Raw genomic sequence first — 16,101 nt, 5'->3', positions numbered from 1 at the left:
CATGGCATTTAAGTGGTTGGGAAGCCTGCTGGTACTGTTTGCGGCAGGCGGATTTGGCGTATGGTCAGCCATGCAGTGGCGGGAACGGCTCCGCCTGCTTGAGAAGCTGCGGCAGATGATCTATTTTTTAAAAGGTGAGATCACATACAGCCATGCGCCTCTGGCCGAAGGGCTGGAGCGTGTGGGAAAGCGGGACCCCGGTCCGCTGGGAACGCTTTTTACCTCAGCGGCGGAGGGAATCTGCCGCCAGGAAGGGGAATCCCTTCAGGAGATATGGAGCAGGGAGGTAGGGCTGCTTTCCTCTCCTAAGGTAAGGCTTCCCCTCACAGATGAGGATCTGGAACAGCTGACCGGCCTGGGGGAACATCTGGGGTATCTGGATGTGGACATGCAGGAGCGTACCCTGAAGCTGTATTTAGAACAGCTGGATCTGTCCATTGATTATCTGAGGACTAACCAGAGGGAAAAATGCAGGCTTTATACCAGCCTTGGCATTATGGGGGGTATGTTCCTTGTCATTATGATGTATTAATACCGGATCATGATGTACGAATGCCGGATCACGCTCCGGCGCGTGTTGAAATGGAATATTAAAAGTTGAGGAGACGGCAAATGGGTGTAAATCTGATATTTAGAATAGCGGCAGTTGGAATCCTGGTTTCCGTAATCTGCCAGGTGTTAAAACACAGCGGCAGGGATGAACAGGCATTCCTGACAAGCCTGGCAGGGCTGGTCCTGGTGCTGTTCTGGATGATACCATACATATATGATCTGTTTGAAACCATGAAGAACCTGTTTGCGTTATAGGGAAAGGCGGTGGCTGTATGACAATCATCACAATCGCGGCAGCCGGGATTGCCACCGTATTGCTGGCAGTGCAGTTAAAGGGGATCAAAGGGGAGTATGCGGCCTATATGGTCATGGCGGCAGGCTTTTTTATCTTTTTTTACGGCACTGGCAAGCTGAGGGCGATCCTGGATGCGCTGGAACAGATCCAGGGATACATAAAGGTAAACAGCGTGTATCTTGTGACCCTTCTCAAGATGATCGGCATTACATATGTGGCGGAATTTGCCTCAGGCATCTGCAAGGATGCGGGATATGGCTCCCTGGGAAACCAGATTGAGATCTTTGGAAAGCTGTCCATACTGGGCATCAGCATGCCCATCCTGCTGGCCCTGTTTGGCACCCTGGAGACATTTTTGTCATGAGAGGGACGGAAAAATGGTTTACAAAGGCAGCTGTTGTCACGGGCCTGGTCATTCTGCTTTCTGCCTTTGGAGCCGGCAGTGCAATGGCCTGGGCCGTTACCGCGGATACCTCTGCTTATAATATGGACGGATTGCCGTCCGTTTTGGATGGGAGCGTTTCGGAAGATTCAGGAACGGACATGGACCATGCGGCCCAGGAACTGGGCATCCAGGATGAGATGGAAGGGCTTCAGCAGTTTTTAAACGAAGTCATGGGACAGCAGGATGGGATCCAGGGAAATTTTTCCTTCTGGGAACTGATGAAGGAGCTGGTCAAGGGAAATCTGAAAGGGATTTTGGGACAGGCGGGAGCAGGGATTCAGAACACGCTGTTTTCCGAGGTGAGAAGGGGCGGGCACATGCTGTTTCAGGTGGCGGCCATTGGGATCATAGGGGCTGTGTTTTCAAATGTATCATCCGTGTTTAAGGGCGGACAGACTTCAGATACGGGATTCTTTGTAACCTACATCCTTCTCTTTACATGTCTGGCAGCCAGTTTTGCGGCCAGCCTTCAGGTGGCGGCCCAAGTGCTGGATCAGATCCTGGAATTTATGAAGCTGATGATGCCCGCATACTTTATGTCGGTGGCATTTTCCGGGGGAAGCATGAGCGCCCTGGCGCTATATGAAGGAATGCTGGGGGCAGTGACCCTGGTCCAGTGGATCTGCAGTACGGTCCTGCTTTCCATGGTGAAGATCTACGTGCTGATGGTCCTGGGCAGTCATGTGGTGAAGGAAGCCCTTCTAACCAAGCTTACGGAACTTCTGGAACAGGCAGTGGGATGGGGCCTTAAGACACTTACCGGCCTGGTGGTGGGGTTCCATCTGATTCAGTCCATGATTTTACCCTATGCGGATGCGGCCGGTCAAGCGGGAATGAAGCGGCTGCTGGAGATTATACCGGGTCTGGGCCAGGGGGCCGGAGCCATGGCCCAGATGGTTCTGGGCTCAGGTGTATTGATCAAGAATACCATGGGAGCGGCGGCCGTGGTGGTGCTGGCAGTGATCACCGTGATCCCCATTATAAAACTCATGGTGCTCATGGTACTTTACCAGTGCGTGGCTGCCGTCATGCAGCCGGTGTGCGACAAGCGGGTGGTGTCCTGCGTGTCGGGGGTGTCCAAGGGGCACAAGCTTTTGATCCAGATCGTTCTGTACTCCATGTTCCTGTTTATGATATCCATTGCCATTACCTGTGCATCCACGAATGTGAATTATTTCGCATCCTAGAGTTTGAGTGAACAGAGCGCCGGATGATTTCTGAAATTATTTAAATGGAGGTTTGTATGGAGTCTGTCTACAGCTGGGTAAAAAACATCATATATTATATGATCTTCCTGTCCGTGGTGAGCAACCTTCTGGCAGACTCTAAATATGAGAAATATATCCGCTTTTTTGCCGGAATGGTGCTGATCCTCCTGGTGGTAAGCCCTCTGACCGGTAAGCTGCGCCTGGATGAACAGATATCCTCCATGTTCCGGTCCATTTCCCTGTATAATGATACGGCGGATCTAAAAAGCCAGCTGTGGGAGATGGATGACAAGAGGCTGGACCGTATTATGGGAAAGTATGAGGAGGCTGTGGAACAGGATGTGGCAGCCATGGCCGCTGCTGACGGCTTTGCCTGTGTCAATGCCAGGGTGCAGATCGACAGTGACAGGAACAGCAGCACATATGGGCAGGTGACGGACATTCAGATGCAGATCCGGCGCAGTGAAGGGGAAGAAAAGGGAAAGGAAGACTATATGGGCAGCCGCCCTGTGAACGTGGAGGCCAACCAGGTGGACAGTATCATGGTGGAACCGGTGGAGCTTGGGGAAGAGAGTCAGGCAGGTGACCGGGCAGATGGCCGGGGTGACGGCCGCAGAGGTGGCAGGGAAGATGATGGGGAAAACGGATCATCTGGGGGAGGGGAAGCTGCCGGGGGCAGGAATCAAATCATTCACCGTTTAACGGGAAAGGTGGCGGGGTATTATGGGATTGAAGAATCGCATATCCAAATTCAGTGGAAAAATGACTAAGGAAAAGTGGCTGCTGTTATTGCTCATAGGGGTTCTTTTGATGATCCTGTCATTTCCTTTGCCGGGCAGCCAGAAAAAGGATAAAGGGAAGGAGAACCAGACTGCTGCAGACAGCCAGGGTCCGGGGGCGGTGCCCCTTTGGACCGGAGACGCACAGGATCCGGCACAGACCGGAGAGTCCTCCATGTTCGGGTCATTGGGCCAGGATCACATGGGCGGCGGTTCCTCTGAAAACAGTGAGGGGGATCCTGCATATCCCGCATCAGCGTCTCCTGGCGGGGAAGGTTCCTATGAGACCCAGATGGAAAACCGGATCAAGAACCTTCTTAAGTCAGTGGACGGGGTGGGAAAGGTGGATGTTATGGTGGTCTTAAAATCCTCCAGTGAAAAGGTGGTAAGGGTAGACCGATCCACCAGTTCCAGCACAACCCAGGAAAAGGATTCGGGCGGGGGCACCAGGGAAGTTGCAAACAGCCAGTCGGATGAGAGCACGGTGTTGTCCGGCTCAGGTTCCAACGGAAGCGGGAACGTGCCTATCATAGAGAAAGAACTGAGTCCGGAGATCTCCGGAATCATCATCAGCGCGGAGGGCGGAGGCAGTCCAACGATAAAAGCTGAAATTTCTGAGGCAATGGAAGCATTATTTGGCCTTCCCCCACATAAAATAAAAGTATTAAAGAGGGTGGAATAAATAAAGGAGTGCAGGATATGAAAATCAAGAATATGAAACAGGTCAAAGAGCATATGAAGGACATGAACATGAAACGTTTGTTCCGCAGGAACCAGATCATCATCACCACGCTGGCTGTCATGATCGCAGCGGCAGGATATCTGAACTATGCGGGGAAAAAGGATCTGGCAAACGGAAACACGGTGTACGAGGCAGGGGCCATGGACATATCAGATGAGGATATCCTGGCGGAGAATCAGGCAGCTTCCCTGACCGGACAGTCAGGACTTCAGGAAATACCCAGTCTTGACCAGGATCCATCGGATCTGGATGCGGTCAGCGATGCGGACGGTGCCCAGGCGGCAGCTGATCCTGGAACGGATGCAGGAGCTTTGGCTCAGGCCGGGAATAACGCAGCGGTTGAGGAAGCAACCCAGGCCGCAGACGCAGGACAGACAGCAGACGCGGGACAGATGGCTCAGGCAGGAACAGACGGTTCAGCCCAAACCGGCCTTGAGAACCCGGGGGAAGCGGTCCTGACCAGCGGGATGAGCGTGGCTGATTACATAGCAAATGTGCAGCTCAGCAGGGAACAGATCCGTGCAAAGAATAAGGAGACCCTGATGACCCTGATCAACAGCACCAGCATTGATGAGGCTGCCAAGCAGCAGGCAATCCAGGATATGATCAAACTGACCGAGGTTTCCGAGAAGGAAAATGCCGCAGAAACCCTCCTGATGGCAAAAGGCTTCTCAGACCCGGTGGTGAGCATCACCCAGGATAAGGTAGATGTTGTGATCAATGCCCCGTCCATAACCGATCCCCAGCGCGCACAGATCGAGGATATCGTAAAGCGCAAGGCAGAGGTTGGGGCTGACCAGATTATTATCACACTGCTCAATATGGCGGAATAACGGAGAGTTAAGCGCTTATATGAAAATGGATTTGAACAGGGACATGGATATCCGTGCCCCTGTTTTGCATATACACTGTTTATTATGGAAGAGTGTATTTTTTTGCTTGTGTGATGGGAGGCCCTGTAGTATAATTTTTTGCAGATCGAAAAGATAAAAAAGGGGATACATATGGCGGCACTTACTAAAATGGCGATTGTAAAAGCGTTTGAGGAACTGGCAAGGGTTAAAAATGTGGACAGGATCACCGTAAAGGAGATCACGGATAAGTGCCAGATATCCAGGAATACCTTTTACTATCATTTTAAAGACATATACGATGTACTGGAAGAAATGCTGAACCAGAGAGTAGAGCAGATGATCGAGACCCTTGAACTTAATATGCAGAGCGGAAACAGCGTGCAGGATACCAGAAGGGCAGGCATGAGGTATATTTTGGACAACAGGGAGTTGTTTTTTAACCTGTACCAGTCTGCGGGCGTGCAGGAGGTCAAGATGTATCTGGATAAATCCTCCTCCGTTCTGGGGCACTACCTGATCGACCGGCTTTCAGAGGGGATGAATGTGTCGGAGCGGGATAAGGACCTGATCATTTCATTTTACCAATATGCCCACGCAGGGATGATGGCGGAGTGGCTGGAAAAAGGAATGAAGGATGACCTGGAGGAAAGAATGAACAGGATGGATGTGCTGTTCGAGGGGGATATTGTTATGGCCCTTGAGAGAAGCGCCCGCAATCCGGAATAAGAGGATCAACGTATCTATCAATTAAAAATTTGTCTGGTTTTAGTACAAATAGGGGCCGGGTGCACAAAAATTGTGCACCCGGCCCTTATTTGACCATTGAAGAACAGACCGTGTGGATTGTATTATATGCTGGTGCTGCACAGTAAAAGCAGCACCGGCAGCCATAAAGGGAGCAGAAGAAGGATACAGGAGATGAGCGTACATGCCAACACAGAAATTTTTAAACCTGTGCATTTACAAAAAGCAGTTGATCGTAAATGCAATGAAGCAGGAGATACTCCGGGTCCCGTATTCGGAGATAACCGTAAGCCGTGTTGCCAAGACAGCGGGAATCAGCCGCGCCAGCTTTTATACGTATTTTGACGGAAAGGAAGATTTGTTTTCCTATATGCTGTGCCAGGTTCTGGATCATATGGAATCATTGCTGATCCTTGCATTTCAGGAGGAAGACGGCTGCTTTGGCAACAGCATGAAACGGGTGTTTCATATGTTTACCCGGGACGATACAGGCGCGCTCCTTAACAGGATCCGCAAGCAATCCGCAGAGGACCGGGAAGTGGAACGGATCTTTACCATGGCTGAGATGCAGATCTACAGCGAGGAGCGCCGCAGGCACAGGGGGAAACAGTGTTATCAGACCATAGATCCGTCCGCGTATCCGGGGCTGGATGAGGAATATCTGACCTGTGCCATCGATATTGGTATCATGATCATTTTCAAGACATTATTTCAATATTGCGGGAACACAAGCCAGGGGGATGAGTTGAATAAAGTTGCTGAGATACAGCTGGATATACTGGAAAAAGGAATCGGGGCTTAATTTCCCCAAACAGAAAGGAAGGCGTGAACATGAGGAAAACAACAAAAAGGCTGCTGGCGGGAGGACTTGTACTTGTGGCAGCAGCGGGGATCGGATGGAATGTAATAAAGTCAATGGAACAGCCGGCACAGTACGAAAACCGTCCTACCATATCGGCGGAACATCCTGAGACAGGGGATATTATTTTGTATACGGACCTGACAGGTACGGTGGAGCCCCGGTCCAGGGCATCGGTCCAGCCCAAAATAGGAGGGGAGATTCTGGAGGTGTATTTTCAGGCCGGGGACCATGTGCAGGCCGGGCAGGAACTGTGCAGGATCGACTCGGATGTGCTCACATCCTTAAAACTGCAGATGGATGCGGCAAGCGTATCATCCAATGAAGCGGCCAGGGAGCTGGCCAGGCAGGAGCCCCTTTACGCTGCCGGCTATGTGTCACAGCAGCTGATTGAACAGGCGCGCGATTCTGCCAAAAGTGCGCAGATCGCCTATGAATCAGCAAAGCACCAGTATGAGCTGCAGCTTGATTATACCACGGTAAAGGCGCCCATCAGCGGAGTGGTGGAGACAAGGAATGTGGAACCACATGACCATGTGGACACATCAGCGGAGATCTGTGTTATCTCCGCAGGTGAACAGCTCCAGGTAAAGTTCGGGATCACGGAAACAATATTAAAACATATGAAAGCAGGAGACACTGTTTCCGTGGAAAAGAACGGAACCAGTTATGAGGGGCAGGTGACCGAGGTGGGCACCATGGCCAATCCTTCCACCGGCCTTTATGACGTCAAAGCCGAGATCAGCCAGACAGGAGGTCTGACCAGCGGAACAAAGGTGAAACTGACCGTGGTGATGGATCAGGCCAGGTCTGTGATGACCGTGCCGGTGGACGCAGTGAACTATGACAACGGTGAAGCATTTGTTTACTGCTACCAGGACGGCAGCGCCCGTAAAACAAAGATTGTAAGCGGTATCTATGACTCCGGACGCATGGAGGTAATATCAGGTCTTGACAGCAGCAGTCTGGTGATCACCAGCTGGAGCAATGAACTCCTGGACGGCGCGCAGGTGATACTGGATACCCGGGAAGCAGGTGAATAGGGATGGTTAATATCACTAAATTCGCAGTAAAAAGGCCCACTACCATTATCCTGTGCCTTATCACTATTTTCTTTTTCGGGATCCAGTCCCTTTTAGGAACCAAGGTTGAGCTGACCCCGGAGATGGAGCTGCCCATGCTGGTCATCAGTACCGTGTATGCAGGGGCAAGCCCGGATGATATCAATGAACTGATCACCATGAAGCAGGAGGATGCCATCACATCCCTGGACGGTGTGGACACAATACAGTCCTACTCCCAGGAAAATGTATCGGTGATCATGGTCCAGTATGAATACGGAACCAATATTGATACAGCCTATATCAATCTGAAAAAGGCCATGGACGGCATCCGCAGCGATCTGCCGGATGATGCCAATGAACCCACCATTATGGAACTGGACCTGAACGCCCAGCCGGTGGTGACCCTGGCGGTCAGCGGGCAGGTGGACGGAAACCTTTATACATATGTGGACAACAATGTGGTCCCACTGTTTGAAAAACTGGGGTCCGTGGGCGAGGTGTCCCTGTCCGGCGGCCAGAAAAGCTATATCAGGGTGGAATTGATACCGGAAAAACTGGAGCAGTATCATCTCACCATGTCTGCAGTGGGCCAGATCGTGGGAGCAGCGGATTTTACCATTCCGGCAGGTGAGGTAAAGGTCGGAAAACAGAACCTGGATGTCAGTGTGGGCAATGACTATGACAATGCGGAAAGCCTGAAGTCCGTGGCTATTCCGCTGGCAAACGGGGATGTCATCCATCTGTCCGATATTGCAGAGGTGTATGATGCCCTGGAGGATGCGGATTCCATTGGCCGCTACAATGGAAGTGATATCATTTCCTTGGGCGTAAAAAAACAGCAAAGTTCCACGGCTATTGATGTATCCAGGGACGTTATGAAGGAGATCCAGGAGATTGAGGCCGTCAACCCGGGAATCCGGATCACAGTTGTAAATGATTCCAGCGAGATGATCACGGAATCCATTTCAAACGTATTTCAAACCATGATCATGGCGGTGATCCTTTCCATGATCGTTCTGTGGCTGTTCTACGGCGACCTGCGGGCATCTGTGATCGTTGGAACCTCCATTCCCATTTCCATTATGCTGGCTCTGATCTCCATGAGCGCCATGGGATTTTCCTTAAACGTTATTTCCCTCACATCCCTGGTTCTGGGCGTGGGCATGATGGTGGATAATTCCATCAATGTGCTGGACGGCTGTTTCAGGGCAAAGGAAAAACATAATTTTTATGACGCGTCCATTGAGGGCAGCCGTACCATGATCGGCTCCATTACAGGCGGCACGATCACCACCTGCGTGGTGTTCCTTCCCCTGGCAATGCTGAGCGGAATGTCGGGACAGCTGTTTAAGCAGCTGGGGTATACCATTGTCTTCTGTATGATCGCCTCCCTGTTCTCGGCAGTGAGCATTGTGCCTTTGTGTTATTACCAGTGGCATCCCATGGAAAAAGAAAATGCCCCGGTAAACCGCCTGATGAAATCCCTACAGGCATGGTACCGCAAAAACATGCCCTCCATCATACCCAGGACCAGGCTGATCATGGGTACCAGTGTCCTGCTGCTGGCAGCGGCCTTTCTTTTAGCCTCCAGGCTGAATGTGGATCTCATGTCATCCGTGGATGAGGGGATCGTACAGGTGACTGTCAAGACAAAACCCGGACTGTCCATTGAATCGGTCAATGAGACTCTGGCACAGGTGGAGGACATGATCATAAATGACGAGTCCGTGGACCATTACCTTTTAACATATGGCTCCAGCGGGCTGAGTACGGGCGGGGGTGGCGCTACCCTGAACGCATATCTGAAGGATGACCGCAAACTGTCCACCGATGAAGTGATCGACCAATGGAGGCGGGAGATGGAACGGTATAAGGATGTCTCCATTACGATGGAGCAGGGAAGCACCACCAGCTCCTCAGCCATGAGCAGCAGCGACCAGATCGAGATCGACCTGCAGAGCACGGACTATGACGCGCTGAAAATGGCGGCAGATGAGCTGGCTGACGCCCTTCGGGAGAGGGAGGATGTGATGCAGGTCCACTCCTCCATTGAAAACGCGGCTCCGGTCATCAAGGTAAAGATCGATCCTGTGAAGGCACAGGCCGAGGGGCTGACACCTGCGGGCATCGGCTCGGTCATATACAGCAGCCTGAGCGGAATGGATGTTTCCACCGTGCGCATCAATGGTGAGGACGTGGATATCCGGGTGGAGTATGCGCCGGACCGGTACGATACCATTGATAAACTTCAGGGAATGATGATCACCACGGCCACGGGTACAACTCTTCCTCTGGAAGACCTGGGGGATATTTATTATGAGGACAGTCCCCAGCAGATTGAACGGAAGGATAAGCAGTACCAGGTAGCCATCACCATGGAACCACAGGCAGACTATAAAAAGACGGCTGAAAAAAATGTAAAAAAGTTTGTGGATTCATGGGAACTTCCGGCGGAGGTGGAGCCGGCTGCCAATTCCATGGATGAAATGATGGGAGAAGAGCTGGGCGCGCTGGGAGGTGCGCTGGGAACCGGCGTGTTCCTGATATTTATTGTCATGGCGATCCAGTTTGAATCACCCAAGTTTTCCCTGATGGTCATGACCACCATTCCCTTCAGCCTGATCGGTTCATTTGGGCTCTTGTTCGCGGCGGACAGTCCCATCAGTATGGTTTCCATGCTGGGATTTCTGATGCTCATAGGAACCGTGGTCAATAACGGGATCCTCTATGTGGAAACCGTGAACCAGCTGCTGGCGGAAATGCCTCTGGACCAGGCGCTGGTGGAAGCAGGCGCCATCCGTATGAGACCCATTTTCATGACCACCCTGACCACGGTCATATCCATGGTGCCCAATGCGCTGGCTTACGGAAAGGCGGGAGCCATGATGCAGGGGCTGGCCCTTGTAAATGTGGGCGGTCTGATCGCGGCCACGGCACTGACCCTGATCATGCTTCCCACTTACTATAAACTGGTTTACAACCTGGGCCGAAAGAGCCTGGGACTTGATGAGGAGAATATTTCAGACTAAAACTGTCGGAAAAATTAACCTATACATATTTCGCCCTTTTTGTTATAATAGTAAAATAATAGTTTACAAGTCATAACAGGAGGCAAATTGTGATGGCAGAGGAAAATCGCAGTACCCATAAATTATACGAGAAAGATAAGATCGGCGAAGTACAGATAGCGGATGAGGTGGTGGCGATCATAGCCGGACTGGCTGCCACTGAGGTGGAGGGTGTGGACTCCATGGCGGGCAACATTACCAACGAACTGGTAGGCAAGCTGGGAATGAAGAACCTGAGCAAGGGAGTGAAGGTGGATGTGACGGAGGAGCATGTGTCCGTGGATCTTTCCCTGAACATCCGGTATGGGTATAATATACCGGCCGTAAGCGAGCAGGTACAGGACAAGGTGAGCGCAGCCATCGAGAATATGACAGGGCTGACCGTGCTGGATGTGAACATAAAGATTGCCGGTGTCAACATGGACGAAGGCAAGTAGCAGCGTATATAAGATGGATAAGACACTCCCTGGAGCGTTGTTCAGGGAGTGTTTTATACATTTTTTATTGTTTTTATGCAGTGGTTTTGCTATAATGTCTACAACGGAACTTCCTTTTTCAGGGGGAGAACCAACCAACATTGAAGAAAGGAAAATGTACCAAAGGCTGAGGATGTGAACATTACATGGATCGGCTTTTACGTACAAGAAGAGAAAATGACCAGAAGAGAATTGCGGGAGCACTGTTTTAAAATGTTGTTCTCGGCAGACTTCTATCCCACCCAGGAAGAGGCCATCGCCCAGCTGGATCAGTATTTCCAGTCGCCGGAAGAAGAAGACGTAGACACAGAGGGTGTTCTTCAGGTATTGCATAAAGTAGAATTAAAAACCGAGGACAGTGAATATCTTCAGGCAAGAACAGCAAACATAATAGATAAGATTCCTGAGATTGATGCAAAGCTGAACGAGGTGGCGGCCGGATGGAAGACAAAGCGCATGGGTAAGGTGGAACTTACGATTCTGCGTCTGGCGCTCTTCGAGATGGCGTATGATGATACCATTCCGGAAAAGGTGTCCATCAACGAGGCCGTGGAGCTGGCCAAGAAGTTTGGCGGCAACGATTCACCGGCATTTGTCAATGGGATCCTTGCAAGATTCATAGGTAAGGAAAGCAAAGAGCAGGCATAACACATGGCAAGCGTTTATACCGTAACACAGGTAACAGCATATATAAGGAACATGTTTACACAGGACTTCGCACTGAACCGTATTTCTATCAAGGGCGAGGTCTCTAATTGTAAATATCACACATCCGGTCATATATATTTCACCCTGAAGGACGGCGGCTCACAGATTGCCGCCGTCATGTTTGCAGGGCAGAGAAAGGGGCTGACCTTTGAACTGGAGGAAGGCCAGGAAGTTACTGTCACCGGTAATGTGGACGTGTATGAGCGGGACGGCAGGTACCAGCTCTATGCAAAGGAGATAACCAGGGAAGGCCGAGGCGATCTGTTTGCCCGTTTTGAGAAGCTGCGCAATGAATTGGAGGACATGGGCATGTTTGACGGCTGTTATAAGCAGCCCATACCCAAATATGCATTAAAGGTAGGGATCGTCACGGCCAGTACCGGGGCTGCCATCCGGGATATCATGAATATTTCCGCCAGAAGGAATCCCTATGTGCAGCTGATCCTGTACCCTGCCCTGGTCCAGGGAGAGAGGGCAAAGTTCAGCATTGTAAAAGGGATCGAAACCCTGGACCGCATGGGACTTGATGTGATCATTGTGGGCCGGGGCGGAGGCTCCATTGAGGATCTTTGGGCATTTAATGAGGAGATGGTGGCCAGAGCCATATTTAACAGTACCACTCCCATCATCTCAGCCGTTGGCCATGAAACCGATGTGACCATTGCGGATTACGTGGCCGACCTGAGGGCGCCGACTCCGTCCGCGGCAGCAGAGCTGGCTGTGTTTGACCTCAGCCAGTTTGAAGAACAGGTAAAGCTGTACAGCCAGGTCTTAAACCGTTCCATGGAGCGGAAGGTTGAGAAGCTTGCGTTCCGCCTGGAACAGGGAAAGATGCGGCTGACGCTTCACAGTCCAGAGCGGCAGTTGGTGGACCGCAGACAGAGGCTGGCTGATATTGAGAGCCAGATGGAGCGGATCATGAAGGAACGGCTTGGGTCAGACAAAAGGCGCCTGACAGACATTGAAAAACGTTTGAGTTTTTTAATAGAGGGAAGCCTGAAAGCAGGAAAGCACCGCCTGGCCCTTGGCGCCGGGCGTTTGGAGGCACTGTCCCCTCTTAAGAAGCTCAGCGCCGGATATGGGTTTGTGACGGATACACGGGGAAATGCCGTCAGGACCATTGCCCAGACAAAGCCCGGGGACATAATAGGAATCAGCGTGAGGGACGGCCGGATCGAGGCCCAGGTTGAACACGTGTTTGAAAGTGAGGGATAAGGCATGCCGCGCAGGAAAGCAGACACACAGGAAAAGGAAGAGCAGCAGGCTGGCAAGGAAGAACGGCAGGCTTGTAAGGAAGAACAGCAGGCTGGCATTGAGGAAAACTTTGTACAGCTGGAGGAGATCATAAAAAAGCTGGAGGCAGGGGACAGTACGCTGGAAGAATCATTTGCCTGTTATGAGGCAGGTATGAAGCTGGTGAAGTCTCTGAACAGCCAGATAGATAAAGTAGAAAAGAAAATTCAGATATTGAGCGAGGGTGATGAAAATGAGTGATAAGGAAACATTTAAGAAGGAACTGAACGAACGTACAGCAGAGATCGAAAAGTTAATTGAAACCTATCTTCCGGAAGAAACCGGCCATCAGAAGACCATCCTGGAAGCTATGAATTACAGTATAAGGGCCGGCGGCAAGCGCCTGCGCCCCATGCTGATGCAGGAGATGTGCCGCCTGTTTACAGGCTGCCTTCTGGAATCTGTGATACCATTCATGGCAGCGGTTGAGATGATCCATACCTCCTCACTTGTGCATGATGACCTTCCCTGTATGGATGATGATATGATGCGCAGGGGTAAGGCCAGCACATGGGCTGAATTCGGGGAGGATATCGGCGTTCTGGCAGGAGATGCGCTTATGATGTATGCATTTGAAACGGCCTCCTGCGCATTTGAGACCAGTGTGGATCCGGATGAACTCTCCAGGATTGGAAAGGCCATAGGGATCCTTGCACGAAAGACCGGGGTGTATGGTATGATCGGCGGCCAGACGGTGGATGTTGAACTGGCAGGCGGACCGATTCCGGCGGACAAGCTGGATTTTATCTATCATTTGAAGACAGGCGCCCTGATTGAGGCGTCCATGCTCATCGGCGCCGTGCTGGGCGGGGCTGCGGATGAGGACTGCAAGATCGTGGAATCCCTGGCGTCCAAGATCGGTATGGCATTCCAGATCCAGGATGATATCCTGGATGTGACCGGCAGCGAAGAGATCATCGGCAAGCCGGTAAACAGCGATGAAAAGAATAAAAAGACCACCTACGTGACACTGGAAGGTCTGGAAAAGGCAAAGCAGGATGTGGAGAAGATATCTGCTGAAGCCATAGAGGAACTGAATAAACTGCCCGGGAACAATGATTTCCTGGAACAGTTGATCCATCTGCTGATCCACAGGCAGAAATAAGCCGGTATAACCATTTGGAGAAACATCAATATGATATTGGAGCATATTAAGGGGCCGGAGGAGTTAAAGTCTCTTCCCCCCGAGGAATTAAAAAAACTGTCCCAGGAGATCCGTGAATTCCTGATCGAAAAGATCAGCCATACCGGCGGCCATCTGGCCTCCAACCTGGGTGTGGTGGAGCTGACCATTGCCCTGCATCTCACATTCAACCTCCCGGAGGATAAGGTGATATGGGATGTAGGGCACCAGTCTTATACCCACAAGATCCTGACCGGGCGTATGGCTGAGTTTGATGAGCTGCGCCAATACGGAGGACTCAGCGGATTTCCAAAGCGCAAGGAGAGTCCCTATGATTCCTTTGACACAGGGCACAGTTCCACTTCCATCTCAGCAGGCCTTGGGATCGCTCTTGGCCGTGATCTGAAGGGACTGGATTACAAGGTGGTATCAGTGATCGGAGACGGGGCCCTGACAGGCGGCATGGCCTACGAGGCCCTTAATAATGCCGCCAGAATGAAGCGGAATTTCATTATTGTGCTGAACGACAACAATATGTCTATTTCGGAAAATGTAGGGGGCATGTCCCGCTACTTAAATGGCCTGCGCACAGGCAGCGGTTACAATGACCTGAAGAAGAATGTGGCAGATGCCCTGGACCGGATACCGGTGGTGGGATCTGTGATGATAGATAAGATCAAGCGCACCAAGAACAGCATCAAACAGCTGTTCATACCAGGCATGCTTTTTGAAAATATGGGCATTACCTATCTGGGGCCGGTGGACGGACATAATATCCCCGCCCTGTGCAAAGTGCTAAGGGAAGCACAGAAGTTGGACCACGCTGTCCTGGTCCATGTGATCACAAAAAAAGGTAAAGGCTACAGGCCGGCTGAGAAGAATCCTTCCCACTTCCACGGGGTAGGTCCGTTTGACGTGGACACGGGCAAGCCGTTGTCGGAGCAGAAGAATCCATCTTATACGGATGTATTTTCCAGGAAGATCTGTCAGCTGGGGGAGCAGTATCCCAATCTGGTGGCTGTGACCGCAGCCATGCCCGATGGTACGGGGCTGACTGCCTTTGGAAAAAAGTATCCCCACCGTTTCTTTGACGTGGGTATTGCGGAGGCGCATGCGGTGACCTCTGCGGCAGGCATGGCGGCAGCCGGATTAAAACCGGTGGTTGCGGTCTATTCCTCCTTTTTGCAGAGGGCATATGACCAGATCCTTCATGATGTATGCATCCAGAACCTTCCCGTACTGTTTGCGGTGGACCGGGCAGGCCTTGTGGGCAGCGATGGGGAAACCCATCAGGGAATATTTGATTATTCCTTTCTTACGTCCATCCCCAACATGAGCGTCATGGCTCCCAAAAACATGTGGGAGCTGAGGGCCATGCTGGAATTTGCCATGGAGTATGACCGTCCCCTGGCCGTGCGCTATCCAAGGGGAGAAGCATACCGGGGACTGAGGGATTTCAGGCAGCCGGTGGCCTACGGAAAAGGCGAGATGCTTTACGAGGAAAAGGATATTGCGCTGCTGGCAGTGGGCAGTATGGTGAGCACAGGAGAGCATGTGAGGGAGAAGCTGAAAAAGGAAGGCTATGCATGTTCCCTTGCCAATGGCCGCTTTGTAAAGCCCATTGACATAGAATTGATAGATCGTCTGGCCGGGAATCACGGCCTGATCGTAACATTGGAGGAGAATGTCCTTCAGGGAGGATATGGGCTGGCGGTGACTGCGTATATCCATCAGAATTACCCACATATCAAGGTGTTAAATGTGGCCCTGCCTGATGATTATGTGGAACATGGTAATGTTTCCATATTGAGGGAAGGACTTGGAATAGACAGTGATTCCATCATAAGGACCATGAAGGCCGGAGGATGGATGAATGGGCTGAACTAGGGAG

17 protein-coding genes are annotated in these 16,101 nt (G+C 51.4%); all 17 read left to right on the top strand.

Going from position 1 to position 16,101, the window contains the following annotated elements; translation table 11 throughout:
• Position 1: 1 nt before the first annotated feature.
• The 17 genes from CLFS41_RS27675 to dxs all read left to right on the top strand — a co-directional run bounded on the left by CLFS41_RS27675 (position 2) and on the right by dxs (position 16,097).
• On the top strand, positions 2 to 532 hold the full coding sequence (locus tag CLFS41_RS27675) for a stage III sporulation protein AB (RefSeq protein ID WP_007860498.1): 531 nt from the start codon (positions 2 to 4) through the stop codon (positions 530 to 532).
• A gap of 80 nt (positions 533 to 612) precedes the next feature.
• Positions 613 to 807, top strand: coding sequence for a stage III sporulation protein AC (spoIIIAC, locus tag CLFS41_RS27670; protein WP_002569682.1), 195 nt, complete (start codon positions 613 to 615; stop codon positions 805 to 807).
• 17 nt (positions 808 to 824) lie between these two features.
• Complete coding sequence (locus tag CLFS41_RS27665; protein ID WP_007860470.1) at positions 825 to 1,211, top strand: SpoIIIAC/SpoIIIAD family protein; 387 nt, start codon at positions 825 to 827, stop codon at positions 1,209 to 1,211.
• Positions 1,208 to 2,479: a stage III sporulation protein AE gene (locus CLFS41_RS27660; protein WP_045094197.1), complete on the top strand. Its 1,272-nt coding sequence runs from the start codon at positions 1,208 to 1,210 to the stop codon at positions 2,477 to 2,479. Before CLFS41_RS27665 ends, CLFS41_RS27660 begins: the two co-directional genes overlap by 4 nt.
• 56 nt (positions 2,480 to 2,535) lie before the next feature.
• On the top strand, positions 2,536 to 3,270 hold the full coding sequence (locus CLFS41_RS27655) for a stage III sporulation protein AF (RefSeq protein WP_007860466.1): 735 nt from the start codon (positions 2,536 to 2,538) through the stop codon (positions 3,268 to 3,270).
• The gene (locus tag CLFS41_RS27650) at positions 3,224 to 3,961 is read left to right on the top strand and encodes a hypothetical protein (protein WP_007860464.1); all 738 of its coding nucleotides are present in this window, start codon (positions 3,224 to 3,226) and stop codon (positions 3,959 to 3,961) included. Before CLFS41_RS27655 ends, CLFS41_RS27650 begins: the two co-directional genes overlap by 47 nt.
• Positions 3,962 to 3,978: 17 nt before the next feature.
• The gene (locus CLFS41_RS27645; RefSeq protein ID WP_007860462.1) at positions 3,979 to 4,854 is read left to right on the top strand and encodes a SpoIIIAH-like family protein; all 876 of its coding nucleotides are present in this window, start codon (positions 3,979 to 3,981) and stop codon (positions 4,852 to 4,854) included.
• A gap of 171 nt (positions 4,855 to 5,025) precedes the next feature.
• Complete coding sequence (locus CLFS41_RS27640) at positions 5,026 to 5,601, top strand: TetR/AcrR family transcriptional regulator C-terminal domain-containing protein (RefSeq protein WP_007860460.1); 576 nt, start codon at positions 5,026 to 5,028, stop codon at positions 5,599 to 5,601.
• A 202-nt stretch (positions 5,602 to 5,803) separates the two neighbouring features.
• Positions 5,804 to 6,421, top strand: a complete 618-nt coding sequence (locus CLFS41_RS29215; protein WP_048929801.1) for a TetR/AcrR family transcriptional regulator — start codon at positions 5,804 to 5,806, stop codon at positions 6,419 to 6,421.
• A 29-nt stretch (positions 6,422 to 6,450) separates the two neighbouring features.
• A complete protein-coding gene (locus CLFS41_RS27630) occupies positions 6,451 to 7,521 on the top strand; it encodes an efflux RND transporter periplasmic adaptor subunit (protein ID WP_045094196.1) in 1,071 nt (356 codons plus the stop codon).
• A gap of 2 nt (positions 7,522 to 7,523) precedes the next feature.
• Positions 7,524 to 10,571 (top strand): efflux RND transporter permease subunit, encoded by a 3,048-nt coding sequence (locus CLFS41_RS27625; protein ID WP_045094195.1) that lies wholly within the window; start codon positions 7,524 to 7,526, stop codon positions 10,569 to 10,571.
• A gap of 92 nt (positions 10,572 to 10,663) precedes the next feature.
• Positions 10,664 to 11,047, top strand: coding sequence for an Asp23/Gls24 family envelope stress response protein (locus CLFS41_RS27620; RefSeq protein ID WP_007860452.1), 384 nt, complete (start codon positions 10,664 to 10,666; stop codon positions 11,045 to 11,047).
• A 216-nt stretch (positions 11,048 to 11,263) separates the two neighbouring features.
• Positions 11,264 to 11,734: a transcription antitermination factor NusB gene (gene nusB / locus CLFS41_RS27615; RefSeq protein ID WP_040415120.1), complete on the top strand. Its 471-nt coding sequence runs from the start codon at positions 11,264 to 11,266 to the stop codon at positions 11,732 to 11,734.
• A gap of 3 nt (positions 11,735 to 11,737) precedes the next feature.
• Positions 11,738 to 13,009: an exodeoxyribonuclease VII large subunit gene (gene xseA, locus CLFS41_RS27610; protein ID WP_045094194.1), complete on the top strand. Its 1,272-nt coding sequence runs from the start codon at positions 11,738 to 11,740 to the stop codon at positions 13,007 to 13,009.
• A 3-nt stretch (positions 13,010 to 13,012) separates the two neighbouring features.
• Positions 13,013 to 13,288 (top strand): exodeoxyribonuclease VII small subunit, encoded by a 276-nt coding sequence (xseB, locus tag CLFS41_RS27605; RefSeq protein ID WP_045094193.1) that lies wholly within the window; start codon positions 13,013 to 13,015, stop codon positions 13,286 to 13,288.
• Complete coding sequence (locus tag CLFS41_RS27600; protein WP_007860444.1) at positions 13,281 to 14,192, top strand: polyprenyl synthetase family protein; 912 nt, start codon at positions 13,281 to 13,283, stop codon at positions 14,190 to 14,192. Before xseB ends, CLFS41_RS27600 begins: the two co-directional genes overlap by 8 nt.
• A gap of 30 nt (positions 14,193 to 14,222) precedes the next feature.
• Entirely contained in the window at positions 14,223 to 16,097 is a 1,875-nt protein-coding gene (gene dxs / locus CLFS41_RS27595) for a 1-deoxy-D-xylulose-5-phosphate synthase (RefSeq protein ID WP_045094192.1), read from the top strand.
• Positions 16,098 to 16,101: the final 4 nt, after the last annotated feature.

The sequence above is a fragment of the Clostridium sp. FS41 genome (genome assembly GCF_000954015.1).
GTDB classification, from domain to species: Bacteria; Bacillota; Clostridia; order Lachnospirales; family Lachnospiraceae; genus Enterocloster; species Enterocloster citroniae.
The sequence above is the reverse complement of the archived record's forward strand: the minus strand, read 5'-3'. Positions and strand labels throughout refer to the sequence as shown.

Excerpts from the sequence above, each read along its gene's own strand:
- CLFS41_RS27655 (WP_007860466.1), top strand. The coding sequence starts at position 2,536 with ATGGAGTCTGTCTACAGCTGGGTAAAAAACATCATATATTATATGATC.
- CLFS41_RS27640 (WP_007860460.1), top strand. The coding sequence starts at position 5,026 with ATGGCGGCACTTACTAAAATGGCGATTGTAAAAGCGTTTGAGGAACTG.
- CLFS41_RS27620 (WP_007860452.1), top strand. The coding sequence starts at position 10,664 with ATGGCAGAGGAAAATCGCAGTACCCATAAATTATACGAGAAAGATAAG.
- CLFS41_RS27630 (WP_045094196.1), top strand. The coding sequence starts at position 6,451 with ATGAGGAAAACAACAAAAAGGCTGCTGGCGGGAGGACTTGTACTTGTG.
- spoIIIAC (WP_002569682.1), top strand. The coding sequence starts at position 613 with ATGGGTGTAAATCTGATATTTAGAATAGCGGCAGTTGGAATCCTGGTT.
- CLFS41_RS27625 (WP_045094195.1), top strand. The coding sequence starts at position 7,524 with ATGGTTAATATCACTAAATTCGCAGTAAAAAGGCCCACTACCATTATC.
- CLFS41_RS27665 (WP_007860470.1), top strand. The coding sequence starts at position 825 with ATGACAATCATCACAATCGCGGCAGCCGGGATTGCCACCGTATTGCTG.
- dxs (WP_045094192.1), top strand. The coding sequence starts at position 14,223 with ATGATATTGGAGCATATTAAGGGGCCGGAGGAGTTAAAGTCTCTTCCC.
- CLFS41_RS27600 (WP_007860444.1), top strand. The coding sequence starts at position 13,281 with ATGAGTGATAAGGAAACATTTAAGAAGGAACTGAACGAACGTACAGCA.
- CLFS41_RS29215 (WP_048929801.1), top strand. The coding sequence starts at position 5,804 with ATGCCAACACAGAAATTTTTAAACCTGTGCATTTACAAAAAGCAGTTG.
- CLFS41_RS27650 (WP_007860464.1), top strand. The coding sequence starts at position 3,224 with ATGGGATTGAAGAATCGCATATCCAAATTCAGTGGAAAAATGACTAAG.
- CLFS41_RS27645 (WP_007860462.1), top strand. The coding sequence starts at position 3,979 with ATGAAAATCAAGAATATGAAACAGGTCAAAGAGCATATGAAGGACATG.
- CLFS41_RS27675 (WP_007860498.1), top strand. The coding sequence starts at position 2 with ATGGCATTTAAGTGGTTGGGAAGCCTGCTGGTACTGTTTGCGGCAGGC.
- xseA (WP_045094194.1), top strand. The coding sequence starts at position 11,738 with ATGGCAAGCGTTTATACCGTAACACAGGTAACAGCATATATAAGGAAC.
- xseB (WP_045094193.1), top strand. The coding sequence starts at position 13,013 with ATGCCGCGCAGGAAAGCAGACACACAGGAAAAGGAAGAGCAGCAGGCT.
- nusB (WP_040415120.1), top strand. The coding sequence starts at position 11,264 with ATGACCAGAAGAGAATTGCGGGAGCACTGTTTTAAAATGTTGTTCTCG.
- CLFS41_RS27660 (WP_045094197.1), top strand. The coding sequence starts at position 1,208 with ATGAGAGGGACGGAAAAATGGTTTACAAAGGCAGCTGTTGTCACGGGC.